Genomic DNA, 24,315 nt, shown 5'->3' with positions numbered 1-24,315 from the left:
GGGCGGCGCTTACCCCAGCAGTTCCGCCAGCGACCGCGCCACCACCTGGGTCGCCTTGCGCAGATCCTCCAGCACCAGCTTCTCGTCGGCACGGTGGCCGTTGGCTTCCAGCAGGTCGCGCGGGCCGGCGCCGTAGAGGATGGTGGGGATGCCGGCCTCCGAATAATGGCGGGCGTCGGTGTAGAGCGGGATGCCGTTCTGGCCGACCGGAACGCCCAGCACCTCCTGCGCATGGGCCGCGAACAGCGCGGCCAGCCGCGGCGCGTCGCCGACCGAGCGGAAGGGCCGGGCCAGCAGGATGCGGCGGATGGTGACGCGGATGCCCTCGCGGCCTGCGGCGGCCTGCTCGATCAGGGCGCGCAGTTCGGCCTCGACCTCCGCCGGGTTCTCCTCCGGGATCATGCGGCGGTCGAGGCGGAAGGTGACGCGGTCCGGCACCACGTTGGTGTTGATGCCGCCCTGGATCAGCCCGACGGTCAGCGACGGATGAGAGATGCCGGTCACGCTGGAGCGGCGCGTCGCCAGTTCCGGCCGGTGGGCGTAGAGAGCCGCCAGGATGCCGGTCGCCGCCTCCAGCGCGTCATGGCCGGTGTCGGGACGGGCGGCATGGGCGGACTTGCCGTCGACCTGCACCTCCAGATGCAGGCAACCGTTGTGGCCGGTCACCACCGAATAGGCGAAGCTGGCCGACACCGCATAGTCCGGCTTGGAAATGCCCTGGTCGAGCAGCCATTTCGGCCCGATCTCGCCGCCGGCCTCCTCGTCATAGGTCAGGTGCAGTTCGACCGTCCCCTTCAGCGGGGCCTTCGAGGCCATCAGCGCCTGCAGCGCGAAGGCGTAGGTGGCGAAATCCGACTTCGACACCGCCACGCCGCGGCCATACATCACGCCGTCACGGATTTCTGCGCCATAGGGATCGCTCGACCAGCCCTCGCCGGGCGGAACCACATCGCCATGGGCGTTCAGGGCCACGGTCGGGCCTTCGCCGAAGCGGTGGCGGATCACCAGATTGGTGGCGCTGATCATGCCGTTGGCCCGCACCAGATCGGCCGGCACCGGATGGCGTTCGACCGTGAAGCCCATCGCCTCCAGCAAGTCTGCGGCGCGGACGGCGTGGGGGGCGCAGTCGCCGGGCGGGTTGTCGGACGGCACTTTCACCAGCTCCGCCAGGAAACGGACCTCCTCGTCGAAGCGGGCATTCACCGCCTCATCGAGAGTGGCGGCGAGGGAGGGGGGCAGGTCGGTCATGGCAGGCGGTCCGTCACGGAAGGGAGATTGCGGGCTGGAAGTTTTCGACGAAGCGGGCGAGCACGCGGGCTCCCGCCTCGGCATCGGCGGCGGTGATCCGTTCGGCCGGGTTGTGCGAAATGCCGCGCTCGCAGCGCACGAACAGCATGGCGATGTCGGTCAGCGCCGCCACCGCCATGGCGTCGTGGCCGGCGCCGCTCGGCAGCTCCGGCGCATCCAGCCCTTCGGCGGTGGCTGCGGCGGCGAATTGCGCCATCAGGGCCGGATGGCAGGCGACGGCCGGGCTTTCATGCAGGGTTTCGAAGCCGATGGCGACGCCGCGGGCATCGGCGATGGACTCCAGCCGGGCGCGGACGGCGCCGACCCGCTCCAGCCGCAGCGGATCGCGGTCGGCACGCAGGTCGATGGTGAAGCGGACCTTGCCGGGGATGACGTTGGTGGCGCCGGGCGACGCCTCGATCCGGCCGACGGTGCCGACCAGCCGCTCCTGTCCCGAGCAGAGCTGTTCCACCGCCAGGATCATCTCGGCCGAAGCCGCCAGCGCATCGCGGCGCAGGGTCATCGGCACGGTGCCGGCATGGCCGGCCATCCCCTCCACCGTCACCGCCAGCCGGGTGGCGCCGGCAATGGCGGTGACGACGCCGACCGGCCGGCCCAGAGCCTCCAGCACCGGCCCCTGTTCGATGTGCAGTTCCACATAGGCCAGGACGGCTTGCGGCTCATAGGCGGCGGTGGCCCAGGCGGCGGGATCGAGCCCGAAGGCGGTCATCGCATCGGCCAGCCGCGTGCCGGCGGCGTCGCGAGTCTCCAGCACCGCCGGGTCGAAGGTGCCGGCGATGGCGCGGCTGCCGATCAGGGTGGACTGGAAGCGCGTGCCCTCCTCGTCGCCGAAGCCGATCACCTCGACGGCGAAGGGCAGGCGGCGGCCGCGGGCGTTCAGGTCCGCCACCACGGCGATGCCGCTCAGCACGCCCAGCATGCCGTCATAGCGCCCGGCATCGCGCACGGTGTCGAGGTGTGAGCCGATCAGCAGCGCCGGCAGGCCCGGCCGGTCGCCCTCGTAGCGGCCGATGATGTTGCCGACGGCATCCTCCCGCACGGCCATCCCGGCGGCGCGCATCCACTGCGCGACGAGGTCGTTGGCGCGGCGGTGTTCCGGCGTCAGGTAGAGGCGCGACAGGCGCCCCTCCTCCGCGCTGATCGCCGCCAGCGCGTCGATGCGCTCGAGAAGGGCCGGCCCGGACAGCGGCGACTGGGAGGACGGGGAGACGGGCATCGGGTTTCCGGACTTCAGAGGGTTCGGGACGAGGATTCGGGACGATGGCACCGGTTATACGCCGAAGCCGCCACCCCGCCCTAGCCCCCGGCCCGTGAAGACAGTTTCAAAGAATCCCGGAAAGGCGCCCCGCCACCGCCTTCCGGTCATGACGCAGCGCAAAAAGACAGGAAAAAGAGCGTTGGTAGTGCCGAATACTGTCTACCTCCCTCTGGAAGTGACCGGCAGAATTCATAAATGTAGGGAAACAAAATCCGCTGCAGAGCGGTATCATTTGCTGCGACTGCGAAAGAAACTGCTGAGGGGAGGTGCGTCCATGACGTCGTTCGATCCCGATATGCCTTTCGAAAACGCAACGCCGATTGGCCGCCCAGGCGGCGGCCTGTGGTTCAACGACCGGGCCGGGCTGGCCCAGGCCCGCACCCTGGCGGGATGGATCACGCTGCTGGCGGAAGACCGCGGGCTGGACGACCGGCAGCTGGCCGCCGTCACCGGCCTCGATCCGGAGGATGTGCGCGCGGTGCGCGACGGTGCGGTGGCCATGCTGCCGCCCCGGCTGCTGAACCGGGCGCTGGCCCGTCTGGAGGGCCGGAACGACGAAGGGCGGCTGCAATAGCTGCAACCGCCCTTCCGGACCGATTGGCCGAAAAACTGGATTGCGGCGGCGCCTCAGGCGACGGCCAGCACATCCACATACATGTTAGCCGGCGCCGACAGGTGGATGCGGTACAGCATGCCGGACTGGTCGACGATGATGTCGGCGACCGGATTCTTGGTCGACAGGTCGGTCACCGCGGCGCGGACGTTGCGCGGCAGTTGTTCCAGGGCGACGTCGCGGTAACCGCCCTTGTCGGAAAGCTTGATGGTCTTGTTGCCCATGATGGCAGATGCTCTGTTTCAGGAAGGCTTGAGAGGGGATACTCGATTTGCCGCGGGACAATGATCCCCGCCGGTTAACCGAGGGTTAAGCACCCTCTCAGGTCCTCCGGATGCCCGCGCAGGGCAGCAGCGCATCCGGTGCAGGGGGGCGGAACCGCCCTCCCCGATCCGATCATGACTCAGCGGCGGTCCCGTCCGGCGGTGCCGGCCATGGCGTCGTTGCGGCGCTGGGTGTCGTCCTCCGGCAGCGGCTGCTTGCCCAGCACCATGGAACTGTTGTCGAGCGCCGCCACCATGGCGTCCCGCGCCGGGGCGCCGGGGCCGGTGACGCTGCCCTCGCCCTGCGGGGCGGCCGGCTCCACCCGCTCGCCGACGCCGACGCCGACGCCGACGGCCGCGTTCCGATCCGTCGCGGTCCGGCCGGCGACGCGCAGGTCGTTCTGCACATGGCCGACGCCCGACACGCTTTCCGCGATGTCTTCCGCCCGGCGGCGGGCGGCGCGGTCGGCGACGGTGCCGGACAGCGTCACCTCACCGCCTTCCACCGTCACCCCGACATCGGAGGCGTCGATGTGGTGATCGTCGGTCAGGCGCTCGTTGATGTCTTCCAGGATGCGTTCGTCGGAGCGGCGGTAATTGCGCGGGCCGACGCCGCGGTAACGCGCCTCCGGGCTCATCTTGGCGAACTCCTCGCTCCAGGGATGGCGGTGCATGCGCATGGCGGCCTCCATCTAAAAACTCCGGTATCTTCCGCCGTTCAACAAAAGTGGCGCGGTCCGCGTTCCGAAGCTTCGCCGGATGGGCAGCGATGCGCAGCGAAAGGCGTCCATCGCTCAAGAGCTCCGCAACCAACCCCGTCCCCGTTCGTTGGAAACGGAAACGGGTTTGGTTGAGGACGTGCCATGAAAAAATCCGAGCGAAGCGTCGCCCTGTGGGCGATGACAATTCTGCTGGCAATATTGGGACTGGGGTCGCTGTTCGGTGGCCTTTGGCTGATCTTGCTGGGTGGGTCCTGGTACTATGCCGTCGCGGGCATCCTGTTCCTGGCCACCGCCCTTCTGCTGGTGAAGCGGTCGCCCGCGGCGTTGACGGTCTACGCGCTGCTGGTGATCGGCACGCTGGTCTGGGCCTTGTGGGAAGCGGGGCTGGACTGGTGGCCGCTGGCGGCGCGCGGCGACATCATCGCGGTGGTCGGGTTCCTGCTGCTGATGCCCTGGATCACCCGCCGCCTGGGCGAACGGCAGCCGATGGCCGGTGTGCCGGCACCCGGCGCCTACCCGGTGGGAGCCTTCCGCGGCGCCGGCATTCCGCTGACCGCCTCGCTGGCGATCGTTCTGGTGGTGGCCGTCGCATCCTGGTTCACCGACCCGCACCGCATCGACGGAACCGTTCCGGCGCGGCAGCAGACCGCATCGGCCGGAACTCCGGGTGACGGCTCCGGCCCGACGATTCCGGACGGGGAATGGCATGCCTATGGCCGCACCGGCTACGGCCAGCGCTATTCGCCGCTGACCGGCATCACCCCGGAGAATGCCGACAGGCTGGAGGTCGCCTGGACCTATCACACCGGCGACCATCGCGGCCGGCCCGGCGATCCGAAGGAAACCACCTTCGAGGTGACGCCGCTGAAGATCGGCAACCGCCTGTTCCTGTGCTCCCCGCACCAGCTCGTCATCGCGCTGGACGCAACCACGGGCAAGGAGGTCTGGCGCCGTGATCTGGAGATCAATCCGCGCAACCTTGCGCTGCAGCATCTGACCTGCCGCGGCCTGTCCTACCATCCGGCCTCGCGCTCGGTCGCCGCGTCGCCCGGTCCGGCGGCGCCGCAGACCGAGCCTGCCAGCCCTGCCACGGGCACCACGCCGGTTGGCGCTGGCAACTGCGCGTCTAAGCTGTTCATGCCGACCGCCGACGGCCGTCTGGTGGCGCTGAACCCGGAGGACGGGTCGGTCTGCAGCGGCTTCGGGCAGAACGGTGAGATCAACCTGTGGGCCAACATGCCGAATGTGAAGCCCGGTGCCTATTACTCGACCTCGCCGCCGGTGGTGACGGCCGATCTGATCATCGTCGGCGGCACGGTGCTGGACAATGTCTCGACCAAGGAGCAGTCGGGCGTCATCCGTGCCTTCGACGTGAATGACGGCCATCTGGTGTGGAACTGGGATTCGGCCAGGCCCGACCGGACCGCCCCGATTGCGGAGGGGCAGACCTACACCGCCAATTCGCCCAACAGCTGGTCGATCTCCAGCGTGGACGAGGCGCTGGGCATGGTCTATGTGCCGCTGGGCAACCAGCCGCCCGACCAGTTCGGCGGCAACCGCAGCCCGGAGGTGGAGCGATTCTCCTCCTCCGTCGTGGCGCTCGATCTGGCGACGGGGCAGGTGCGCTGGGTCTTCCAGACCGTGCATCACGATCTGTGGGACTATGACGTGCCCGCCCAGCCCAGCCTGATCGACCTGACGATCGACGGACAGACCGTGCCGGCCCTGGTCCAGCCGACCAAGCAGGGCGAGCTGTTCGTGCTCGACCGCCGCACCGGCCAGCCGGTGTTGCCGGTGACCGAAAAGCCGGCGCCGCAGGGTGCCGTGGAGGGCGACCACACCGCCCCGACCCAGCCGGTTTCAGCCCTGTCCTTCGACCCGCCGCCGCTGGGCGGAGCGGACATGTGGGGGGCGACGATGTTCGACCAGCTCGCCTGCCGCATCGCCTTGAAGCGGCTGCGGTACGAGGGGCGCTATACGCCGCCGTCGCTGCAGGGGTCGCTGGTCTATCCCGGCAATTTCGGCGTCTTCAACTGGGGCGGCGTCGCGGTGGATCCGCAGCGCCAGATCGCCTTCACCACGCCGGCCTATCTCGCCTTCGTCTCGCAGATGGTGCCGCGCCAGAACGACACGGATCTGTATGTCCAGGGCGGGGAGCGGCCGGAATTCAGCCTGCCGGCCCTGAACGAGAATTTCGGCGCACCCTATGCGGTGAAGCTCGGCCCCTTCGTGTCGGTGCTGGGACTGCCCTGCCAGGAACCGCCCTGGGGCTATGTCGCCGCGGCCGATCTGACGACCGGCGAGATCGTGTGGAAGCACAAGAACGGCACCACCCGCGACGCCTCGCCGATCCCTCTGCCCTTCCACATGGGTGTGCCCAATCTGGGCGGCCCGATCATGACGGCGGGCGGCGTGGCCTTCCTGTCCGGCACCATCGACTATTATGTGCGGGCCTATGACGTGTCCAACGGCAGGCAGCTGTGGGAAAGCCGGCTGCCCGCCGGCGGTCAGGCGACGCCGATGACCTACCAGGGCGAGGACGGCCGGCAATATGTGCTGGTGGTCGCCGGCGGGCATGGCTCGCTGGGGACCAAGGGGGGCGATTCGGTGATCGCTTATGCGGTGCCGAGGTGAGGGGTTAGGGAAGGTGCTGTTGCCCCCTCCCCAACCCTCCCCCTCTTCGAGGGAGAGGGAACTCCGCCGCTCCGGCGCTCAACTCCCTCTCCCGCGGAACGCGGGGGAGGGTTGGGGAGGGGGCATCGGCGGCCAACCCCTCTCCAACAAAAAACCCGCCCCGGTTTCCCAGGGCGGGCCTTCCCAAACAAACGTCGCAAATCCTCAGCGCGTCGGCACCGGCGGCGTCTGCGAGTAGTCGTAGAAGCCGCGGCCGTATTTCTTGCCGATCCAGCCGGCCTCGACATACTTCACCAGCAGCGGGCAGGGGCGGTACTTGCTGTCGGCGAGGCCTTCGTACAGCACCTGCATCACCGCCAGACAGGTGTCCAGGCCGATGAAGTCGGCCAGCTCCAGCGGGCCCATCGGGTGGTTGGCGCCCAGCTTCAGCGCCGTGTCGATGGCCTCGACGCCGCCGACGCCCTCGTAGAGGGTGTAGACGGCCTCGTTGATCATCGGCAGCAGGATGCGGTTGACGATGAAGGCCGGGAAATCCTCGGCGACCGCGGCGGTCTTGCCGATGGCCAGCGTCAGTTCCTTGATGGCGTTGAAGGTCGGCTCGTCGGTGGCGATGCCGCGGATCAGCTCGACCAGCTGCATCACCGGCACCGGGTTCATGAAGTGCATGCCCATGAACTTGGCCGGACGGTCGGTCGCCGCGGCCAGACGGGTGATCGAGATCGACGAGGTGTTCGTCGCGATCAGCGCCTCCGGCTTCAGATGCGGGACCAGCTTCTTCAGCAGGTCGCGCTTCAGCGCCTCGTTCTCGGTCGCGGCCTCGATCACCAGATCGGACTCGCCGAACACCGACAGGTCGGTGCCGGTGGTGATGCGGCCGAGGGCGGCGGTCTTCTCCGCTTCCTCCAGCTTGCCCTTCTGGATCTGGCGGTCGTAATTCCGGCCGATGTTGGCGAGCGCCTTTTCCAGGACCGCGTCGCTGATGTCGGACAGGACGACATCATAGCCGGCCTGGGCGCAGACCTGGGCGATACCGCTGCCCATCTGGCCGGCGCCGATGATGCCAATCTTCTTGATCGTGGTCATGGGGCTGTCCCGCGAAGGATGTGGGTAGAAGGACCGCGGTCGAGGAGAGTTTCCCCCTCGACCGCGATCCGGATCAGCGCGCCTTATCCAAGTTTGTCCGTCAGCTCCGGCACGGCCTTGAACAGGTCCGCGACGAGGCCGTAATCGGCGACCTGGAAGATGGGCGCTTCCTCATCCTTGTTGATCGCGACGATCACCTTGCTGTCCTTCATGCCGGCGAGGTGCTGGATCGCACCGGAGATGCCGACGGCGATGTACAGCTCGGGCGCCACGATCTTGCCGGTTTGCCCGACCTGATAATCGTTCGGCACGAAGCCCGCGTCCACGGCGGCGCGGCTGGCGCCCACCGCGGCACCCAGCTTGTCGGCCAGGGCCTCCAGCATCGGGAAATTCTCGCCCGACTGCATGCCGCGGCCACCCGACACCACCACGCGGGCGGCGGTCAGTTCCGGCCGCTCCGACTTGGTCAGCTCGGCCGAGACGAAGCTCGACAGGCCGGCGGCACCGGCGCCCGACACCGCCTCGACCGAGGCCGAACCGCCTTCGGCGGCGGCGGTCTCGAAAGCGGTGGTGCGGACGGTGATGACCTTCACCGCATCGGCCGACTGCACGGTGGCAATCGCGTTGCCGGCGTAGATCGGCCGCTCGAAGGTGTCGGCGGAGACCACCGCGGTGATGTCGGAGATGGCGGCGACATCCAGCAGGGCGGCGACACGCGGCAGAAGGTTCTTGCCGACCGAGGTGGCGCCGGCCAGGACATGGCCGTAACCGCTCTTGGCGGTGGCGACCACCAGCGGCGCGACGTCCTCCGGCAGCTGGTGCTCATAGGCCGCATCGTCGGCCAGCAGCACCTTGGCGACGCCGGCGACCTTGGCGGCTGCATCGGCGGCGGCCTGGGCGCCCTTGCCGGCGACCAGGACATGGATGTCCCCACCGATCTTCGAAGCGGCGGTGACGGCGTTCAGGGTGGCGGGCTTCAGCGACGCGCCGTCGTGTTCCGCGATGACGAGAATGTTGGCCATGGTCAGTTCATCCCCTCAGATCACGCGCGCATCGTTCTTGAGCTTGTCGACCAGTGCGGCGACGTCCGGCACCTTGATGCCGGCCTGACGCTTCGGCGGCTCAACCACCTTCAGCGTGGTCAGGCGCGGGGTCACGTCGACGCCCAGGCTGTCGGGGGTGATGGTCTCCAGCGGCTTCTTCTTCGCCTTCATGATGTTGGGCAGCGAGGCGTAGCGCGGCTCGTTGAGGCGCAGGTCGGCGGTGACCACTGCCGGCAGCTTCAGCTCGACCGTCTCCAGGCCGCCGTCGATCTCGCGCGTCACTGCGACCGCGCCGTCACCGGCCACGATCTTCGAGGCGAAGGTGCCCTGGCCCCAGCCGAGCAGAGCCGCCAGCATCTGGCCGGTCTGGTTGCAGTCGTCGTCGATGGCCTGCTTGCCGAGGATCACCATCCCCGGCGCCTCCTTCTCGACCAGTGCCTTCAGCAGCTTGGCGACGGCCAGCGGCTGGGTCTCCATATCGGTCTGCACCAGGATGGCGCGGTCGGCACCCATGGCGAGAGCGGTGCGCAGCGTCTCCTGCGCTTGGGCCGGACCGATGGAGACGACGACGATCTCGGTCGCCTTGCCGGCCTCCTTCAGGCGCACCGCCTCTTCGACGGCGATCTCGTCGAAGGGGTTCATGCTCATCTTCACGTTGGCGGTCTCGACGCCGCTGCCATCCGCCTTGACGCGGATCTTTACGTTGTAGTCGACCACTCGCTTAACGGGGACGAGGACTTTCATAACTCACCCTGGCTGCTGAGCGCGCGCCTTATTACGGCGAACACCGCGAAAATTGCTGTGGTTGCGAACGGACCATAGGATCTGGCATTACCACTGTCAATGATGCGCCCGAAGCGCCGGCAGCGGTTCAGGCCGGATTCGGCGGCAAACTCCTACCGGTTGGCGCCGGGAACCCACAGCACGTCGTCCGCCCCGTTGCGGTTCACCACCCGGCTCAGGACGAACAGGTGGTCCGACAGCCGGTTGACGTATTTCAGCGCCGCCCCCGTCACCGGTTCGTGGCGCGCCAGATCGGTCATCAGCCGCTCCGCCCGGCGCACCACGGTGCGCGCCAGATGCAGATGGGCCGCGGCCGCAGAGCCGCCGGGAAGGATGAAGGAGGTCAGCGGCGCCAGACCGGCGTTCATCGCGTCGATCTCCGCCTCCAGCCGGTCGACCTGGGCCTGGACGATGCGCAGCGGCGGGTATCTCGGCTCCTCCTCCTCCGGCGTGCAGAGGTCGGCGCCCAGGTCGAACAGGTCGTTCTGGATGCGGCCGAGCATCGCGTCGGCCTCCGGCCAGTCATGGGTATGGAGGCGCGCCATGCCGATGACGGCGTTCGCCTCGTCCACCGTGCCGTAGGCGGCGACGCGGCGGTCGTGCTTCGGCACCCGGCTGCCGTCGCCGAGCGAGGTTTCGCCGGCGTCGCCGCCGCGCGTGTAGATCTTGGTCAGCTTTACCATGGGAACCGTCAGTCTTTGATCAGGATGGCGATGACGAACAGCAGCAGTGCCGCGCCCTGCAGGATCACGCGCAGGCGCATCGCCTTGTTGGAACGGCGCGGGTCGCCCCTGCCGCCGCGGGCCATGAAGAAGAGGCCGACGAAGAGCGAGCCGACCACCGCCAGCATCGCCAGGACCATCAGGATGGGGAAGAGATCGTGCATGGCGCCAATATAGACCGCGATGGCCCCGGCGCCTATGGCTGCCCTTCGATGCGATGCAATGGATGGGATGCAATGGATGGGATGTTGGGGGGCCGCGCGCCGGAAGAATCGCCGATCCGGGTAATCACCCGGTTGCCAAAGCCGATGGACTGCATACAGTGCGCGGCGACGGACGGCCACAGCCCGGTTGGGCGGCGGATGCGGAGATGCGGGCGATGCGGCGGCGGAGTTTCCTGAAGACGGCCCTGAAGGTGACGGCGGCCGCGGCGGCCGGCGGCGGCGCGATGGCCGCACTGACCCGCGAGGGCGTGCAGGCGGCGCCCGACTCGGCAACCCGGACGGTCGCCTTCCCAGAGGGGTTCCTGTGGGGCGTCTCCACCTCCAGCTACCAGATCGAAGGGGCGGTGGCGGAGGATGGGCGCGGCCCCAGCGTCTGGGACACCTACAGCCATTCCTTCGGGCGGATCGCCAACGGCGACACCGGCGACATCGCCTGCGACCACTACCACCGCTATGCCGAGGATGTGGAGCTGATGGCGCGGGCCGGCATGAAGGCCTACCGCTTCTCCATCGCCTGGCCGCGGGTGATGCCACAGGGCACCGGTGCGGTGAATGCCAAGGGGCTCGACTTCTACGACCGGCTGACCGACGCGCTGCTGGCCAAGGGCATCCAGCCCTGGCCCTGCCTGTTCCACTGGGATTTGCCCCAGGCCCTGCAGGACCGCGGCGGCTGGACCAACCGCGACATCGCCGGCTGGTTCACCGACTACGCGCTGGCGGTCACCGCCCGGCTGGGCGACCGCGCCAGGAACTGGGTGATGCTGAACGAGCCGTCGGTGGTCGCCATCTTCGGCCACGGCACCGGCGGGCATGCGCCGGGGATGACCGGCCGCGACACCTGCCTGAAGGCCATCCATCACCAGAACCTCGCCCAGGGCACGGCGCTGGCCGCGCTGCGGCAGGTGGGGGGTAAGAACTGGCAACTCGGCACCGTGCTGTCGCTGCAGCCGTCCTGGCCGGTGGGGGGACTCGATTCGAATTATCCGGCATCGCTGATGTGGGACGCGGTGTGGAACCGCTCCTGCCTCGACCCGCTGTTCAAGGGCCGCTTCCCGGCACTGCTGGAGGCCGATTTCGCCCGCATCGCCAAGCCCGGCGACCTGGAGCGCATCGAGCAGCCGGTCGACTTTCTCGGTGTCAACTATTACAGCCGCATGCACCAGCAGCCCGATCCGCAGGGGCTGTTCGGCACCGGCTACGGCTCGGCGCCGGAGGGCACGCGCAAGACCGGCATGGACTGGCCGGTCGAGCCGGACGGGCTGACCGAGATTCTGGCCGAACTGCAGGAGATGTACGGCAACCCGCCGGTCTATGTGACGGAGAATGGCGCCGATTATCCCGATACGGTCGGCCCGGACGGCCGGGTGAACGACCGCGACCGCATCGGCTACCTGCGCGACCATCTGCTGGCCGCTGCCAAGGCGATCGATGAGGGCTGCAACCTCAAGGGCTATATGGCCTGGACGCTGCTGGACAATTTCGAATGGTCGGAGGGCTACCGCCGCAAGTTCGGACTGGTCCAGGTCGACCGCAAGACGATGGAGCGCAAGCCGAAGGCCAGCTACGACTGGTACGCCTCGGTCATCCGCAACAACGCGGTTCCGCTGCGCTGAGTGTGAAGCCGGCGCGGCTCAGGCCGATGGCGCGGCTGCTTCCTCGGTTTGAGTCTTGTCTGGTGAGGCCGAGGGCCAACGCAATGCGATTTGGTGCAGGTACTGAGCCATTACCCCACCGTCTATATCGCGATAATGGACGGTGTAAAGCAATTCGCGCCACACGTCTTCCGACACCTGTTTTGGATCGGCACCGACCCAGATCAACGCGTGGATAAGCGCGAAGTCGGCGTTGATCAGCATGCAGCGTTCAATGACCGGATCGATTTCCTCTCGGGCGTAGGAGCCGTCGGGATTGGTCGTCCGGTGCTGCACCGGCGTTTGGGTCAGCTGGATAGGACGGATGCGGCCAAACCACTTGAGCGTATAGCCAGCACGCTTGTAGCGGTTGGCGATCGGCATCCGGTGGAAACGCTTGAGGCGTTCGATATCGGAAAAATAGCTTTCCACACAATTCACCAGCAGCGTCTTGTTCATGACGGCACCGGTGAACCCAATAGTGATCAGCTTCTTATTGTATGCCTGGAAACTCTCAAAAAAGAACTTTGCCCTTTCAGCGACGCGCCGGTCAGTTTCTTCTTGCGAAAGGGTGCGATCAAATTCCTTCTCTAAATCCTGATCCGTCATAATCCGGTTTCTTCATCCTTCGCGGAAATGCCCTTGAACGCACGTGTGGAAAGATTGAAAAAATCATCCAGCTGGCTGACAAAAAGCGCCTTCTGTATGGTGCTGTCGAAGGGAGTGTCCTTGTTCGGCAGAACCCAGCGCGACACCGAGCGAATGGCGGGATTGCGAACAAGTTCCTCGAACTCTTCGAGAGATCCGTCCTGTGTGTCCCGATCGTCAGGCTTGCTCATCGCCAACTCCATCCCTGTTTGCCTCCAAACGCTTGTTGTCCCGGACCAGGAATGGGCCGGGACTTTATGGATTGGAAGGCTATTGTCAATATCGATGTGAAGAAGCCATTGATTGCATTTGTGTGTGGGATTATCGCTCTTCTATAAGCGATGTGCTTGGAAATATAGCATGAATCCCACTCCGCTCCAATTGCGGAAAGCCTGTAGGAGGTGCTTGGTCTGCGACAAATTTTGACCACACCTTGTGGAAGCGTGGTAAATGCATACACATGGACTGGTCCATTCGTGATAAACAGTGTCCAACTCTTTCCGAGCTGGTCTTCTCGTCATGCCGACCCCGCGCCCGCCTCAGCCGACCCGATTCGCCATCCAGAAGGCGCGCGGCAAGGGCTGGAAGACGCTTGAGGTGGGGGAGGAGCTTGCCCATGCCAAGGCCCGCTTCGACCGGATGGTCGGCATCAACCCGCGGGCCTATTTCCGGCTGATCCAGCTCGATTACAACGCCGACTCCGGCTATGAGGGCATGGAGTTCAACTGGACGCTGATCGAGCTGTACGACCCCACAAAGGGACCGGGGACGGGGGGACGCGTCCGCCCGGCTCCGAAGGCGGCGCCGGCCGGGAAACCGGATCGCAAGCGCAAGGCGGTGGAACCCGTGGCTTTGCCGTTGCGGGTCTATCTGGCGGTGATCCTGATCGGCACCTTTGCCGGCGCCTTGGCCTACCTGCATTTGGCCGGCGGGAGATGAAGGGGCGGGCGGAAGGCGGTCACTCCGTCGCGTAGCCCTTGCGGCGCATGCACAGCGCGAAGATCTCCTTGCGATAGCCGTATTGCGGCGTTTCCGGCAGCGGGCGCAGGGGGTAGCCGCGCAGGCGCATGGTGTGGTCCACCTGCTCGGTGCATTCGTCATAGGCGATGGTCGGCACGTCGGGGCTGGCGGTCCACTCCCGATAGGCCGGCGGGCTGCTGCAGCCCGACAGCAGGAGGATGGCGGACAGGACGGCAATCGCCGGTCCGCCCGGCCTGATCCACGGAGATGCGTTCTCGAACCCGGTCATGGCGCCCCTGCATTCGACATGTTGCCCCCGAATTGACGCTACCACGTCCGGCCTTTTCCGATCCATTTTCGCACACCATTTCCGGGAACGCGCCTTTTCGGCAACGCTGCGTGGCGGACAACGCAGACGCACTAAAATCGCCGCCGGAAAAGCGGCACAATCTGGTAACACGATCCCTGTCCCCGATTCGCGGGGGGAGTGTCGTGGCTCTGAAATCGGTCTGGCGTCACGGACGGAGGGATAAGGCGATGTCTGGGATTTCGCGGCGGGTGCGTGGTGGCGCCGCGGTGGCGGCTGTTGCAGTGGTGGTGTCGGGTCTTGCGCTCTGGACGCCGGGTTCCGCATGGGCGGAGGTATCGACGGCCGATATCCAGTGGGCGCAGACCTTCCTGAAGGACAAGGGCTACAACATCGGCGGCCGGGCCAAGGGCCAGATGACGCCGGAGACCCGCTCCGCGCTCAGCGCCTACCAGAAGTCGGTCGGCCTGCCCGCCACCGGCAATCTCGATCAGGCCACCGTCAACAAGATGATGGGCGAGCGCGAGAAGAAGGCCGCCCCCACCATGGGCAGCCTGTCCAAGAGCCAGGTCGGCCAGACCCGCCACGAGAAAGAGGTGACGCCGCGCGCCGCCCCCACCGGCCGGGTCGAATCCGGCAACGAGAGCGTCGGCGGCATGGCCCAGTTCGGCGGCGCGCCGGTGTCGGCACCGTCCAGCCAGTCTTCCTCCTCTTCCACCGGCCACAGCACGCCGGCCGCGGCTCCGCGCCCTCAGGCGCCCGCGGCGGCTTCCGCTTCGGTGGCGCCGGTTGCGGCGCGGCCGGCAGCGGGCCAGTCCGCCACCACCCCCGCCACCCCCGCCTCCACCGCCTCCCAGGGACCGGCTCCGCAGGCGGCTCCGCGCGGGGCGGTATCGGCGACCAACCCCGACGGCAAGCCGGTTCCGGTGGAGGAACCGGTGGCGGTCGGCGGCGGCACGTCGGTGTGGCAGTCGAATGCCGCGCGCGCCGGTGTGGCCGGGCTGCTCGCCGCGACGCTGGGCGGTCTCGGCTTCGCCTGGTGGCGCAGCGGGCGCGGTGTCGATCCGCTCAGCCGGGCGCCGGCCGGCGACGACCGGCCGCGCGAGTCGCGAGTCGAGCCGAGCTTCGGCAGCCCGCGCCGCCGGGAAGAACTGACCATCGAGCCGCGGCTGACGGCGGAGGCGCGGAGGCGCTGAGCGTCGCCCCCCTCACATCATCATCGGACAGCCGCCCCCACCGCAGCCGCCGGGTGCGCAGGCGGGGGCCGGGGCCGGCTGCGACTTGCCGACACGCGGGGCCATGATGGCCTTGGCGACCTCGGTCCCGCCGCAGGACGGGCAGGGAATGCCGACAGCCTTCTTGGCGTCGTAATCGGCCATATTGTCGAACCACTGGTCGAAATCATGGCCGCAGGCGCAGTGCAGGGCGTAGACGATCATTGCGGAGCCTCGAAAAGCGGAATCCCGGCCGCCGTTCTAGCCAACCGTCCACAGCCCCGCCAGGATCTGCATCAATCGCTACCCCTCAGCGCGATTCGGTGATCCCCATGCCGAGGAAGGCTCCGTCGATATCGGAGGACCTGAACGTCACGGGCTGGAATCGCACCCGGTTCGAAAATCGGCAAGTTCCCGGGATCGTTCCGCTCAGAGCGCCTTGATCTGCATCTTGATCGGCCCGTCCGCCCGGCCATGGACGAACTGGTCGACATAGGCGTTGCCCGAATTGTCGATGTCGCGGGCGTGGCCGGTCCAGATGATGCGGCCCTGATAGATCATGGCGATGCGGTCGGCGATCTTGCGGGCCGACGCCATGTCGTGGGTGATGGTGACAGCGGTGGCGCCGAGATCCTTCACGCACTGCACGATCAGCTCGTTGATGACGTCGGCCATGATCGGGTCGAGGCCGGTCGTCGGCTCGTCGAAGAAGATGATCTCGGGCTCGTCGGCGATGGCGCGGGCAAGGCCGACGCGCTTCTGCATGCCGCCCGACAGCTCCGCCGGCGACAGCTCCGCCACGTCGGGTGTCAGGCCGACGGCGCCCAGCTTGGCGACGGCGATCTCCTTGGCCTGGGCGCGCGGCATATGCTCGCCCTGGATCAGGCCGAAGGCGACGTTTTCCCAGACCGTCAGGCTGTCGAACAGGGCGGCGCCCTGGAACAGCATGCCGAACTTGTGCAGCATCTTCTCCCGCTCGCGCGAGCGCAGGCGGGTCGTCTCCACGCCATCGACCTGGATCGAGCCGGAATCCGGCGTCAGCAGGCCGAGGACGCTCTTCAGCATCACCGATTTGCCGGTGCCCGACCCGCCGATGACGACCAGCGACTCGCCCTTCGCCACCTCCAGATCGATGCCGTTCAGCACCTTCTTCGGGCCGAAATGCTTGGTGACGCCCTTGAGCGCGATCTTGGGGACAGTGGTCATAGGCCCAGTGCTCCTAAAATGCCGCTCACTTGGTCGAGAAGAAGAGGCCGGTGATGAGATAGTTCCACACCAGGATCATGATCGAGGCCGAGACCACCGCGTTGGTGGTCGCCGCACCCACGCCCTGGGCGCCGCCCTTGGAGTGGTAACCGTGGTAACAGCCCATCAGCGCGATCAGGAAGCCGAAGATCGCCGCCTTGACCAGACCGGAGATGACGTCCAGCGGTTCCAGGAATTCCCAGGTGCGGTTGATGTAGCTGGCGGCGTTGAAGTCCAGCCGGTAGACACCGACCAGGAAACCGCCGAACACGCCGATGATGTCGGCGACGATCACCAGCAGCGGCACCATGGTCAGGCCGGCGATCAGCCGCGGCGCCACCAGATACTTGTACGGATTGGTGGACAGCGTGGAGAGCGCGTCGATCTGCTCGGTGACCCGCATGGTGCCGATCTCGGCGGCCATGGCGGCACCGATGCGGCCGGCGACCATCAGGCCGGCCAGAACCGGCCCCAGTTCGCGCGTGATCGACAGCACCACCACCGTGGCGATGGCGCCCTCGGCCTGGAAGCGGGAAAAGCCGCTGTAGCTCTGCAGGGCCAGCACCATGCCGGTGAACAGCGCCGTCAGCCCGACCACCGGCAGCGAATAATAGCCGATGTCGATCATCTGGCGCAGGATCTGCCGTGGATAGAGCGGCGGGCGCACGCAGTGCGACAGGGCGGACCCGGTGAACAGGGCAAGGCGTCCGGTTGCTTCCAGGAAGATCAGGAAGGCCCGGCCGGTAGCGGCGAGGAAACCCATCAGTCGGCCCGCATCCTTGGTTTGAGACTCATTTGGGCGCTGCGGTCATAGCACCGATGAACGCCGCGGTCATCCTTGGACTTTGCAATGGAGGGGCGATGGGTTCGACGCGGCGCGGGAAAGCTCGGCTATGCCGGGCAACAATGACACGGATGTCACGGATTTAGACACGGATTTCACGGATGCCGCTTGGATCGGTCTTGGCTTTTCGGTCCAGGTATTCACCCGGCCAGTAAAATAAAAATCCGTGTAATCCGTGTAAATCTTGTCAGGTGAGACAGAACGTCTGGCAAGGCTCTGCACCTTGCCTATTATCCCCCGACGTAAACCCGGTGATAACGTCGGCCGAGCGAGGTCAGGATTTCGTAGCCGATGGTCCCGCCCTCCGCCGCCACCGTGTCGACCGGGCGGTTGGGGCCGATCAGCTCGACCATGCGGCCGGCATGGGCCACCGACTCCGGCAGGCCGGTGACGTCGATGGTGATGAGGTCCATGGAGATGCGGCCGACGATGGGGGCGGCGACGCCGTCGACGAAGACATGCCCCTTGCCGCCCAGCGCCCGCATGTAGCCGTCGGCATAGCCGACGCCGATGGTCGCGATCCGCGCCGGACCGGTGACCTTGTGGGCGGCGCCATAACCGACCGTCATCGGAACCGTGCAGTTGCGGACCTGCAGCAGCCTCGCGTCCAGGCGCACCGTACCCAGCATCGGGTTGGGCAGATGCGGCGTCGGGTTGACGCCGTAGAGCGCGCAGCCCGGCCGGGCGAGGTCGAAATGATGGTCCTTGCCGTGGAAGATGCCGGACGAATTGGCAAAGCTCGCCTTCGCCTTCGGCAGCCGGGCCAGCGCCGCGCGGAAGCGGTCGAGCTGCTCCCCGGTCATCGGGCTGTCGAACTCGTCGGCGCAGGCGAGGTGGGTCATCCAATAGCGGACGTCGATGCCTTCCAGCCATTCCGGATGGCCGGCGAGTTCGTCCAACTCGTCGGGGCCGAGGCCCAGGCGGTTCATGCCGGTGTCGATGTGGATCACCGCCGGCAGGACCTCCCCCCGCGAGGTGGCGAAGGCCCGCCAGGCGGCGATCTCGCCCAGATGGTTCAGCACCGGCAGGATGCGGTTGGCGATGAAATCCCCCTCGCACCCCGCGGGCAGGCCGCCCAGCGAGAAGATTTGCACCTCCTCTTGGGCCTCCGGAGCGACCGGCTTCAACGCCCGGCGGACGGCCAGCGCCTCTTCGAACTGGGCGACGACGAAGGTGCGGCAGCCGGCGGCGGCCAGAGCCGGCACGACGCGCGCCACCCCCAGCCCATAGGCGTCGGCCTTGACCACGGCGGAGCATTCCGCCGGGGCGACGCGGTCGCGGAGCTGCGTCCAGTTGGCGACGACGGCGCCGAGATCCACGGTGAGGATGGCGCCGGCGCGCGGGTTCAGGTCGCTCGTCACTTTGGTCACTCGTCGCTCTGGTGGTGCTGGTCGAGATCGCCGAACTTGGTGAACTGGCCGTCGAAGTAGAGACGGACGGTGCCGATCGGACCGTGACGCTGCTTGGCGATGATCACCTCGGCGGTGTTGTGCACCTCGCCCAGGCGCTGCTGCCAGCGCTGATAACGGTCGTTGAACTTGTCGTCGCTCTCGTCGGGCCGGCGCGAAGGCTCGGCGCGCTCAAGATAATACTGTTCGCGGAAAACGAACATCACGACGTCGGCGTCCTGCTCGATCGAGCCCGATTCGCGAAGGTCGGCCAGCTGCGGACGCTTGTCCTCGCGAAGCTCCACCGCGCGGCTCAACTGCGACAGAGCCACCACCGGCACGTCCAGTTCCTTGGCGATGGCCTTCAGGCCGCGGGTGATCTCCGAGATTTCCTGCACCCGGTTCTCCGAACCGCGCGACGACGAGCCGCGCAGCAGCTGGAGATAGTCGACCACCACCATGCTGAGGCCGGAGGTGCGCTTCAGCCGCCGGCAGCGGGTGCGCACCGCGGCGACCGACAGGGCCGGCGTGTCGTCGACATAGAAGGGGCAGCGCGCCAGATCCTGGCTGGCCTGGACGAATTTCGGGAAGTCGGTGTCGCGGATCTCGCCGCGGCGGATCTTGTCGCCGGGCACCTGCACCTCGTCGGCGAGGATACGGGTGGCGAGCTGTTCCGCCGACATTTCCAGCGAGAAGAAGCCGACCACGCCGCCTTCCTGGCCGGAGGAGCGCATATGCGCCTTAGCGGCGTTGAAGGCGATGTTGGTGGCCAGCGCCGTCTTGCCCATCGACGGGCGCCCGGCGAGGATGATCAGGTCCGACGGGTGCAGGCCGCCCAGCTTTCGGTCGATGTCGATCAGGCCGGTGGTGACGCCGGTGACGTGGCTGGAGCGGCGGAAGGCCACCTCGGCGGTGGCGATGGCATGCTTGACCGACTCGCCGAAGGCGACGAAGCCGCCCTGCACGTCGCCGGTCGAGGCGAGGTCGAACAGCTGCTTTTCCGCCTCGCCGATCTGGTCCAGCGCGGTGATGTCGAGGTCGTGGCGATACGCCTCGTTCACCATGTCGGTGCCGACCTCGATCAGCTGCCGGCGGATGAACAGGTCGTGGATGGTCTTGCCGTAATCGGCGGCGTTGACCACCGTCACGACGTTGGCCGCCAGTTCGGCCAGATAGGCGCTGCCGCCTTCGACCGCCAGTTCCGGATCGTTGTCGAACAGCGATTTCAGGGTGACCGGATTCGCGATCTGGCCGCGGTCGATCATCTTGGTGATGGCGGCGAAGATGCGCTGGTGGGCCGGGTCGTAGAAATGCTCCGGCCGCAGGAACTCGCCGACCTTCTCATAGGCCTTGTTGTTGACCAGGATCGCGCCCAGCAGCGCCTGCTCCGCCTCCTCGTTGTTGGGGGGCGTGCGGTACTCGGCCGTCGGCTTGACCGCGGCGGAGGGGCGGGGATCGAACAGCGATGAGGTCTGGTTGCTCATGAAGGACACAATAGCAGAAACAGAACGGGAACGCTCTGCGAAGGGCGGGGAACCCTCCACAAAAGCTGTGCACAGAAGTTATCCACAGGCTGGGAAGTCTGGGGATAACCGCGGGAAGGGTTGACCCTGCCTCAGAGCTTCTTCGGCTGGTCCGGATGGGCGGGGGCGGGTGCCACCTCCAAAGCCTCGAACACCGCATCGACGTGGTCGGCGACGCTGTAGAGGGCGGAGCGGTCGATGCGGGCGAAGCCCTGGGCGACCATATGGTCGATCAGCCCGAGCAGCGGGCGCCAATAGCCGTCGACGTCGGCGATGACGATCGGCTTGTCGTGCAGCTGCAGCTGCTTCCAGGTCAGGATCTCGAAGGCCTCGTCCAGCGTGCCGAGTCCGCCCGGCAGGATGACGAAGGCGTCGGCGCGCTCCACCATCATGCGCTTGCGGGTGTGCATGCTGTCGACGACGTGCAGCTCGGTCAGGCCGGTATGCTCGATCTCCGCCGACTGGATGTGTTCGGGGATGATGCCGACCACCTCGCCCCCGGCGGCGATGGCGGCGTCGGCGGCGATGCCCATCAGCCCGACCCGGCCGCCGCCATAGACCATGCGGATGCCGCGCCGGGCCAGCCCGTCGCCCAGCGCATGGGCGGCTTCCTTGTAGACATCGGCGACGCGGCTGGATGCACCGCAATAGACGCAGACGGACGACAGGCTCTTCATCGCGGGTCAACCTTTCTCGCCACCGCCGCCCACCCGGGGCGGGGCGCAAACAATCCGGTGAAAGCCATGGAATATCGGGAGAGGGCGCGCGTCAACAGCGGCACAAGCACCGTTAAACCAGGGCATCATCGGGAGGGACCACATGAGCAACCGCGTCGTCAATGTCCTTGCGGCGGCATCCGTCGCCGGTCTGATGTTCGCGCTGTTCGGCATGTCGGCGGGCACCGCCGGCACCGCCGGCACAGCCGATCCGGCCGAGCAGGTCAAGGACCGGCAGCAGACGATGACCGGCGCCCAGGGCAAGGGGATCGGCGACTGGTCAGACGGCGACCTGACCCTGCTGTTGGATACCGGACTGACCCCGGAAGGCGACATCGTCGGCGGCGCCATGGGCGAGGTGGTGCGCAACAGCACCTCCAAACTGACAGCCGAAGGCCGTGCCGCCATCGCCGCCTAACTGAAGACGGTGCCGGCTACGGAGTGAATCCACCCGATTCCCGCCCGAATCCTGATCTTTGGGGGCAATCGAAGCCGTTTGGCCGATGGAAATGCTCCAACGGCGCCATTCTTTTGGCACCTATCCTTCTGCTATAGTTGCTCATCCCGCCGTGGTGGCGGGCCGCCGGATGGGTGCTCAGTGAAACGAAACGCGTTGTTCGCAGCTTTGGGCGTGGCTCTGGTGGGCGGGGCGGCGGCGATTGCCCTGTGGCCGGCCGGAAGCCCTGTGCCGGCACCGGTTCCGACGGCGTCGGCTCCCGCTGCTCCTGCCGCCGCCTCGCCGGCGCCGACTCAGTCCGCGCCGACCCAGCCGACGGCAGCTGCGAATGCTGCTGCGGCACCGGCTCCTGTTCCCACTGCCTCCCCCCCTCCCACCGCAGTGCCGGCGGCGCCCAGCTTCGACGTGGTGCGGGTGGCGCCGGACGGGGCGACGGTGATGGCCGGCCGCGCGGCGCCGGGATCGCAGGTGACGGTCACCGACGGGGGAACGCCGGTCGCCACCGCCAAGGCCGACCAGCGCGGCGAATGGGTGATGCTGCCCGACAAGCCGCTGCCCCCCGGCACGCGCGAATTGAACCTGACGGAGGCCCGCCCCGGTTCAGACACGCCGCTGCCCGCCGACAAGGTGGTGGTGGTGATGGTGCCCGATCAGGCAGCCAAGCCCGCCGATCGGGCCGGCACGACCCAGGCTGCTGCGACCGACCCGGCGGCGCAGGGCACCGCGGTGGCCGTGGCGGTTCCGCGCGACGGGCTGGCCGGCGCGTCCACCGCCATGGGCGGTAGCTCGGTTCTGCAGGCTCCCCCGGTTCCCGCCAACGGCGCGCCGCCGCCGCCGGGCGGCGTGTCGGTGGAGACGATGGACTACGATCCCGCCGGCCGCGTGGCGCTGGGCGGGCGGGCGGCGCCCAACAGCGCGGTGCAGCTCTATCTCGACAACATCCTGGTCGGCCGCGCCCACACCGACCCCAAGGGCGGCTGGCGGCTCATTCCGGAAAAGCTGATCGATCCCGGCATCTACACCCTGCGCGCCGATCAGGTCACCCAGTCCGGCAAGGTGGTGGCGCGGGCCGAACTGCCGGTCCAGGTCTCCGCCATGCCCGCCGGGGGAACCGACGGGCGCAGCATCGTCGTCCAGCCCGGCAACAGCCTGTGGCGGCTGGCCCGCCGTACCTATGGCGACGGCATGCTCTACACCACCATCTACACCGCCAACCGCGAGCAGATCCGCGATCCGGACCTGATCTATCCCGGCCAGATCTTCTCGCTGCCCCAAGTGAACTGACCTGTGAACTGATCTGTGAAGCGACCGGCGAACCGGCCGCCGGTTCAGTCCGGCGGCAGGCGGCCGATGGCGGCCCAGCCCAGCGGAGTCAGGCGCAGAACCTCCGGCCCTTCGCCGGCCGGATTCGGATCCAGCGCCACCAGTTCCCGGTTTTCGAACCAAGCCCAGCGCGCCACCTCGGCGGTGGTGCCGGGCCAGCCGTCGGCAAGGCGCTTCAACACCTCCAGGTCGGCCGACGCGATGGGGAAGCGCGGCTTGGACACCGCCGGCTTCGCCGCCGAAGCGGGAGCGGCCGCCGGCAGGGGCGGGGCGTCGGCCCCGGCATGGGCGCGGATCCAGTCGGTCTGGTAACTGCGGAGCGCCTGTTCCAGCTCGCTCCGCGCCGCGTCCACCGGGCAGCGCAGATAGGCGTCCAGCAGGGCGTGCAGCGTGTTCTTTGCGTCGCTCATGATCCAAGTATTCCTAAAGGGCGCCTTGGCCGGGGCGTCCCCCCGCCGCGGCAGCGTCGAAGCCCGCCCGCCCGCCCGAAACGGAGATACAGGCCGGCGCAGACGGCGGCGATGGCGGTGCGGATCATACTGGTTTCGACGACGAAGGACAGCACCTCGCGCGGCGATCCGATCCGTTCGCTGACGCGGATCGCCGGGACGATCGTCGGCAGGTCGAAGCGCTCCAGCCGCGGACAGGTCCCCGCCTCCGCGACCCGCAAGTCGGCGATGCGCCGGCACCCTGAAGAGGTTCCCCGGTAGAACCGGCGAATCCGACGGCGCCGGCCGGGCGGACCGGGTGTCCCGCGCGTTGTCATTGCCAAGGACCAGTTAGCATCGGGAAGGGGAAGGACGATGTTCCAAACGGCGGCGCGCGGGATGTATCTGCTGGCGGCGGCGACGCTCAGCCTGTTCTCCCTGCTGTTCATCGGCCTGTCCGCCCTGACCGTCGTGGAGGGGATGGTGGCGCTGGACAGCCACGCGCTGACCTCGGCCATGCTGGAAGGGGTCGGGATGATCGTGCTGGCCATAGCCGTCTTCGAGATCGCCAAGTACCTCTACGAGGAGGAGATCGTCCGCGAACGCGAGCTGCGACGCGCCGACGAAGCCCGCCGCACCCTGACCAAGTTCCTGACCACCATCATCATCGCCGCCAGCCTGGAGGGGCTTGTCCTGGTGTTCGAGGCGCGCACCAGCGAGATCTCCGCCATGGTCTATCCGGTGATGCTGCTGGGGGTGGTCACGCTGCTGGTGGTCGGGCTGGGCGCCTTCCAATGGCTGGCACGCAAGGCCGAGAGCATCCATGTGGATCCCGCCGTGTCCGACGCGGACGAGGCGGAGAACGACAAGCGCGGGGAAGAGAACGGACTCCCCAAGGCATAGGCCGACAAGATGGGGCAAGGGGCCGCAGCGTCCGCCTTTTGCCATCATTGACCCGCCCGTGCCGCCTGCGCCAAG

The 24,315-nt window shown here is 67.5% G+C and carries 28 protein-coding genes; 9 read left to right on the top strand and 19 right to left on the bottom strand.

Features of this window, described 5'->3' with window-relative positions; all coding sequences use genetic code 11:
* Nucleotides 1-9: 9 nt before the first annotated feature.
* The gene (locus AZOLI_RS28480) at nucleotides 10-1,248 is read right to left on the bottom strand and encodes an ArgE/DapE family deacylase (protein ID WP_014250123.1); all 1,239 of its coding nucleotides are present in this window, start codon (nucleotides 1,246-1,248) and stop codon (nucleotides 10-12) included.
* Nucleotides 1,249-1,261: 13 nt separating this feature from the next.
* A complete protein-coding gene (locus tag AZOLI_RS28475; RefSeq protein WP_014250122.1) occupies nucleotides 1,262-2,524 on the bottom strand; it encodes an allantoate amidohydrolase in 1,263 nt (420 codons plus the stop codon).
* Between the two features lie 316 nt (nucleotides 2,525-2,840).
* Here AZOLI_RS28475 and AZOLI_RS28470 point away from each other — a divergent pair, with 316 nt between their 5' ends.
* On the top strand, nucleotides 2,841-3,140 hold the full coding sequence (locus AZOLI_RS28470; RefSeq protein ID WP_014250121.1) for a hypothetical protein: 300 nt from the start codon (nucleotides 2,841-2,843) through the stop codon (nucleotides 3,138-3,140).
* Between the two features lie 53 nt (nucleotides 3,141-3,193).
* Here AZOLI_RS28470 and AZOLI_RS28465 read toward each other — a convergent pair whose 3' ends face one another.
* Nucleotides 3,194-3,403 (bottom strand): hypothetical protein, encoded by a 210-nt coding sequence (locus AZOLI_RS28465; protein ID WP_014250120.1) that lies wholly within the window; start codon nucleotides 3,401-3,403, stop codon nucleotides 3,194-3,196.
* Nucleotides 3,404-3,582: 179 nt separating this feature from the next.
* Entirely contained in the window at nucleotides 3,583-4,134 is a 552-nt protein-coding gene (locus AZOLI_RS30755; RefSeq protein ID WP_014250119.1) for a BON domain-containing protein, read from the bottom strand.
* Between the two features lie 171 nt (nucleotides 4,135-4,305).
* Here AZOLI_RS30755 and AZOLI_RS28455 point away from each other — a divergent pair, with 171 nt between their 5' ends.
* The gene (locus AZOLI_RS28455) at nucleotides 4,306-6,798 is read left to right on the top strand and encodes a glucose/quinate/shikimate family membrane-bound PQQ-dependent dehydrogenase (RefSeq protein WP_014250118.1); all 2,493 of its coding nucleotides are present in this window, start codon (nucleotides 4,306-4,308) and stop codon (nucleotides 6,796-6,798) included.
* A gap of 204 nt (nucleotides 6,799-7,002) precedes the next feature.
* On the opposite strand, the gene AZOLI_RS28450 is transcribed toward AZOLI_RS28455, so the two are convergent.
* The 5 genes from AZOLI_RS28450 to AZOLI_RS28430 form a co-directional block, all read right to left on the bottom strand.
* On the bottom strand, nucleotides 7,003-7,881 hold the full coding sequence (locus AZOLI_RS28450; RefSeq protein ID WP_014250117.1) for a 3-hydroxybutyryl-CoA dehydrogenase: 879 nt from the start codon (nucleotides 7,879-7,881) through the stop codon (nucleotides 7,003-7,005).
* 83 nt (nucleotides 7,882-7,964) lie between these two features.
* Nucleotides 7,965-8,903, bottom strand: a complete 939-nt coding sequence (locus tag AZOLI_RS28445) for an electron transfer flavoprotein subunit alpha/FixB family protein (RefSeq protein WP_014250116.1) — start codon at nucleotides 8,901-8,903, stop codon at nucleotides 7,965-7,967.
* Between the two features lie 15 nt (nucleotides 8,904-8,918).
* Nucleotides 8,919-9,668, bottom strand: coding sequence for an electron transfer flavoprotein subunit beta/FixA family protein (locus tag AZOLI_RS28440; protein ID WP_044553537.1), 750 nt, complete (start codon nucleotides 9,666-9,668; stop codon nucleotides 8,919-8,921).
* 152 nt (nucleotides 9,669-9,820) lie between these two features.
* On the bottom strand, nucleotides 9,821-10,390 hold the full coding sequence (locus AZOLI_RS28435; protein ID WP_014250114.1) for a cob(I)yrinic acid a,c-diamide adenosyltransferase: 570 nt from the start codon (nucleotides 10,388-10,390) through the stop codon (nucleotides 9,821-9,823).
* A gap of 8 nt (nucleotides 10,391-10,398) precedes the next feature.
* Nucleotides 10,399-10,593, bottom strand: coding sequence for a twin transmembrane helix small protein (locus AZOLI_RS28430; protein WP_014250113.1), 195 nt, complete (start codon nucleotides 10,591-10,593; stop codon nucleotides 10,399-10,401).
* Nucleotides 10,594-10,808: 215 nt separating this feature from the next.
* Between AZOLI_RS28430 and AZOLI_RS28425 the strand changes: the two genes are divergently transcribed.
* A complete protein-coding gene (locus tag AZOLI_RS28425) occupies nucleotides 10,809-12,266 on the top strand; it encodes a GH1 family beta-glucosidase (protein ID WP_014250112.1) in 1,458 nt (485 codons plus the stop codon).
* An 18-nt stretch (nucleotides 12,267-12,284) separates the two neighbouring features.
* Here the strand turns inward: AZOLI_RS28425 and AZOLI_RS28420 are convergent, their stop codons facing one another.
* Both AZOLI_RS28420 and AZOLI_RS28415 read right to left on the bottom strand, forming a co-directional pair.
* Entirely contained in the window at nucleotides 12,285-12,893 is a 609-nt protein-coding gene (locus AZOLI_RS28420; protein WP_044553535.1) for a hypothetical protein, read from the bottom strand.
* The gene (locus tag AZOLI_RS28415) at nucleotides 12,890-13,123 is read right to left on the bottom strand and encodes a hypothetical protein (protein WP_162488498.1); all 234 of its coding nucleotides are present in this window, start codon (nucleotides 13,121-13,123) and stop codon (nucleotides 12,890-12,892) included. The genes AZOLI_RS28420 and AZOLI_RS28415 overlap by 4 nt, the downstream gene beginning before the upstream one ends.
* A gap of 328 nt (nucleotides 13,124-13,451) precedes the next feature.
* Between AZOLI_RS28415 and AZOLI_RS28410 the strand changes: the two genes are divergently transcribed.
* Nucleotides 13,452-13,871, top strand: coding sequence for a hypothetical protein (locus AZOLI_RS28410; protein ID WP_014250108.1), 420 nt, complete (start codon nucleotides 13,452-13,454; stop codon nucleotides 13,869-13,871).
* Between the two features lie 19 nt (nucleotides 13,872-13,890).
* Here the strand turns inward: AZOLI_RS28410 and AZOLI_RS28405 are convergent, their stop codons facing one another.
* Nucleotides 13,891-14,181 (bottom strand): hypothetical protein, encoded by a 291-nt coding sequence (locus tag AZOLI_RS28405; protein WP_014250107.1) that lies wholly within the window; start codon nucleotides 14,179-14,181, stop codon nucleotides 13,891-13,893.
* Nucleotides 14,182-14,429: 248 nt separating this feature from the next.
* Here AZOLI_RS28405 and AZOLI_RS28400 point away from each other — a divergent pair, with 248 nt between their 5' ends.
* A complete protein-coding gene (locus tag AZOLI_RS28400) occupies nucleotides 14,430-15,395 on the top strand; it encodes a peptidoglycan-binding domain-containing protein (protein WP_014250106.1) in 966 nt (321 codons plus the stop codon).
* Between the two features lie 12 nt (nucleotides 15,396-15,407).
* Here the strand turns inward: AZOLI_RS28400 and AZOLI_RS28395 are convergent, their stop codons facing one another.
* From AZOLI_RS28395 to AZOLI_RS28370, 6 genes are all read right to left on the bottom strand, one after another.
* Nucleotides 15,408-15,638 (bottom strand): DUF1178 family protein, encoded by a 231-nt coding sequence (locus tag AZOLI_RS28395; RefSeq protein ID WP_014250105.1) that lies wholly within the window; start codon nucleotides 15,636-15,638, stop codon nucleotides 15,408-15,410.
* Between the two features lie 204 nt (nucleotides 15,639-15,842).
* Nucleotides 15,843-16,619, bottom strand: coding sequence for an ABC transporter ATP-binding protein (locus AZOLI_RS28390; RefSeq protein ID WP_014250104.1), 777 nt, complete (start codon nucleotides 16,617-16,619; stop codon nucleotides 15,843-15,845).
* A gap of 25 nt (nucleotides 16,620-16,644) precedes the next feature.
* The gene (locus AZOLI_RS28385) at nucleotides 16,645-17,421 is read right to left on the bottom strand and encodes an MlaE family ABC transporter permease (protein WP_014250103.1); all 777 of its coding nucleotides are present in this window, start codon (nucleotides 17,419-17,421) and stop codon (nucleotides 16,645-16,647) included.
* Nucleotides 17,422-17,732: 311 nt separating this feature from the next.
* A complete protein-coding gene (gene alr / locus AZOLI_RS28380) occupies nucleotides 17,733-18,872 on the bottom strand; it encodes an alanine racemase (RefSeq protein ID WP_162488497.1) in 1,140 nt (379 codons plus the stop codon).
* Nucleotides 18,869-20,374: a replicative DNA helicase gene (locus AZOLI_RS28375; protein WP_014250101.1), complete on the bottom strand. Its 1,506-nt coding sequence runs from the start codon at nucleotides 20,372-20,374 to the stop codon at nucleotides 18,869-18,871. The genes alr and AZOLI_RS28375 overlap by 4 nt, the downstream gene beginning before the upstream one ends.
* Nucleotides 20,375-20,505: 131 nt before the next feature.
* A complete protein-coding gene (locus AZOLI_RS28370) occupies nucleotides 20,506-21,090 on the bottom strand; it encodes a TIGR00730 family Rossman fold protein (RefSeq protein ID WP_014250100.1) in 585 nt (194 codons plus the stop codon).
* A 142-nt stretch (nucleotides 21,091-21,232) separates the two neighbouring features.
* Here AZOLI_RS28370 and AZOLI_RS28365 point away from each other — a divergent pair, with 142 nt between their 5' ends.
* Both AZOLI_RS28365 and AZOLI_RS28360 read left to right on the top strand, forming a co-directional pair.
* Nucleotides 21,233-21,547: a hypothetical protein gene (locus AZOLI_RS28365; RefSeq protein ID WP_014250099.1), complete on the top strand. Its 315-nt coding sequence runs from the start codon at nucleotides 21,233-21,235 to the stop codon at nucleotides 21,545-21,547.
* A 195-nt stretch (nucleotides 21,548-21,742) separates the two neighbouring features.
* The gene (locus AZOLI_RS28360; protein WP_244442686.1) at nucleotides 21,743-22,870 is read left to right on the top strand and encodes a LysM peptidoglycan-binding domain-containing protein; all 1,128 of its coding nucleotides are present in this window, start codon (nucleotides 21,743-21,745) and stop codon (nucleotides 22,868-22,870) included.
* 44 nt (nucleotides 22,871-22,914) lie between these two features.
* On the opposite strand, the gene AZOLI_RS28355 is transcribed toward AZOLI_RS28360, so the two are convergent.
* Entirely contained in the window at nucleotides 22,915-23,319 is a 405-nt protein-coding gene (locus AZOLI_RS28355) for a hypothetical protein (RefSeq protein ID WP_014250097.1), read from the bottom strand.
* 111 nt (nucleotides 23,320-23,430) lie between these two features.
* On the opposite strand from AZOLI_RS28355, the gene AZOLI_RS28350 reads away from it, so the two are divergent.
* Together AZOLI_RS28350 and AZOLI_RS28345 are read left to right on the top strand one after the other, a co-directional pair.
* A complete protein-coding gene (locus tag AZOLI_RS28350) occupies nucleotides 23,431-23,619 on the top strand; it encodes a hypothetical protein (protein WP_044553529.1) in 189 nt (62 codons plus the stop codon).
* Nucleotides 23,620-23,712: 93 nt separating this feature from the next.
* Nucleotides 23,713-24,240, top strand: coding sequence for a hypothetical protein (locus AZOLI_RS28345; protein ID WP_014250095.1), 528 nt, complete (start codon nucleotides 23,713-23,715; stop codon nucleotides 24,238-24,240).
* The last annotated feature ends 75 nt before the right edge of the window (nucleotides 24,241-24,315 follow it).

Origin of the sequence: Azospirillum lipoferum 4B (assembly GCF_000283655.1) — a bacterium.
In the GTDB taxonomy this organism is placed as follows: Bacteria; Pseudomonadota; Alphaproteobacteria; order Azospirillales; family Azospirillaceae; genus Azospirillum; species Azospirillum lipoferum_C.
The sequence above is the reverse complement of the archived record's forward strand: the minus strand, read 5'-3'. Positions and strand labels throughout refer to the sequence as shown.

Coding starts and splice junctions, on each gene's coding strand:
- AZOLI_RS28440 (WP_044553537.1), bottom strand. CDS start 9,668: ATGAAAGTCCTCGTCCCCGTTAAGCGAGTGGTCGACTACAACGTAAAG.
- AZOLI_RS28445 (WP_014250116.1), bottom strand. CDS start 8,903: ATGGCCAACATTCTCGTCATCGCGGAACACGACGGCGCGTCGCTGAAG.
- AZOLI_RS28450 (WP_014250117.1), bottom strand. CDS start 7,881: ATGACCACGATCAAGAAGATTGGCATCATCGGCGCCGGCCAGATGGGC.
- AZOLI_RS28345 (WP_014250095.1), top strand. CDS start 23,713: ATGTTCCAAACGGCGGCGCGCGGGATGTATCTGCTGGCGGCGGCGACG.
- AZOLI_RS28390 (WP_014250104.1), bottom strand. CDS start 16,619: ATGACCACTGTCCCCAAGATCGCGCTCAAGGGCGTCACCAAGCATTTC.
- AZOLI_RS28475 (WP_014250122.1), bottom strand. CDS start 2,524: ATGCCCGTCTCCCCGTCCTCCCAGTCGCCGCTGTCCGGGCCGGCCCTT.
- AZOLI_RS30755 (WP_014250119.1), bottom strand. CDS start 4,134: ATGGAGGCCGCCATGCGCATGCACCGCCATCCCTGGAGCGAGGAGTTC.
- AZOLI_RS28455 (WP_014250118.1), top strand. CDS start 4,306: ATGAAAAAATCCGAGCGAAGCGTCGCCCTGTGGGCGATGACAATTCTG.
- AZOLI_RS28435 (WP_014250114.1), bottom strand. CDS start 10,390: ATGGTAAAGCTGACCAAGATCTACACGCGCGGCGGCGACGCCGGCGAA.
- AZOLI_RS28420 (WP_044553535.1), bottom strand. CDS start 12,893: ATGACGGATCAGGATTTAGAGAAGGAATTTGATCGCACCCTTTCGCAA.
- AZOLI_RS28425 (WP_014250112.1), top strand. CDS start 10,809: ATGCGGCGGCGGAGTTTCCTGAAGACGGCCCTGAAGGTGACGGCGGCC.
- AZOLI_RS28370 (WP_014250100.1), bottom strand. CDS start 21,090: ATGAAGAGCCTGTCGTCCGTCTGCGTCTATTGCGGTGCATCCAGCCGC.
- AZOLI_RS28355 (WP_014250097.1), bottom strand. CDS start 23,319: ATGAGCGACGCAAAGAACACGCTGCACGCCCTGCTGGACGCCTATCTG.
- AZOLI_RS28350 (WP_044553529.1), top strand. CDS start 23,431: ATGGCGGTGCGGATCATACTGGTTTCGACGACGAAGGACAGCACCTCG.
- AZOLI_RS28365 (WP_014250099.1), top strand. CDS start 21,233: ATGAGCAACCGCGTCGTCAATGTCCTTGCGGCGGCATCCGTCGCCGGT.
- AZOLI_RS28385 (WP_014250103.1), bottom strand. CDS start 17,421: ATGGGTTTCCTCGCCGCTACCGGCCGGGCCTTCCTGATCTTCCTGGAA.
- AZOLI_RS28480 (WP_014250123.1), bottom strand. CDS start 1,248: ATGACCGACCTGCCCCCCTCCCTCGCCGCCACTCTCGATGAGGCGGTG.
- AZOLI_RS28415 (WP_162488498.1), bottom strand. CDS start 13,123: ATGAGCAAGCCTGACGATCGGGACACACAGGACGGATCTCTCGAAGAG.
- AZOLI_RS28430 (WP_014250113.1), bottom strand. CDS start 10,593: ATGCACGATCTCTTCCCCATCCTGATGGTCCTGGCGATGCTGGCGGTG.
- AZOLI_RS28375 (WP_014250101.1), bottom strand. CDS start 20,374: ATGAGCAACCAGACCTCATCGCTGTTCGATCCCCGCCCCTCCGCCGCG.
- AZOLI_RS28470 (WP_014250121.1), top strand. CDS start 2,841: ATGACGTCGTTCGATCCCGATATGCCTTTCGAAAACGCAACGCCGATT.
- AZOLI_RS28465 (WP_014250120.1), bottom strand. CDS start 3,403: ATGGGCAACAAGACCATCAAGCTTTCCGACAAGGGCGGTTACCGCGAC.
- AZOLI_RS28400 (WP_014250106.1), top strand. CDS start 14,430: ATGTCTGGGATTTCGCGGCGGGTGCGTGGTGGCGCCGCGGTGGCGGCT.
- AZOLI_RS28395 (WP_014250105.1), bottom strand. CDS start 15,638: ATGATCGTCTACGCCCTGCACTGCGCCTGCGGCCATGATTTCGACCAG.
- AZOLI_RS28405 (WP_014250107.1), bottom strand. CDS start 14,181: ATGACCGGGTTCGAGAACGCATCTCCGTGGATCAGGCCGGGCGGACCG.
- AZOLI_RS28410 (WP_014250108.1), top strand. CDS start 13,452: ATGCCGACCCCGCGCCCGCCTCAGCCGACCCGATTCGCCATCCAGAAG.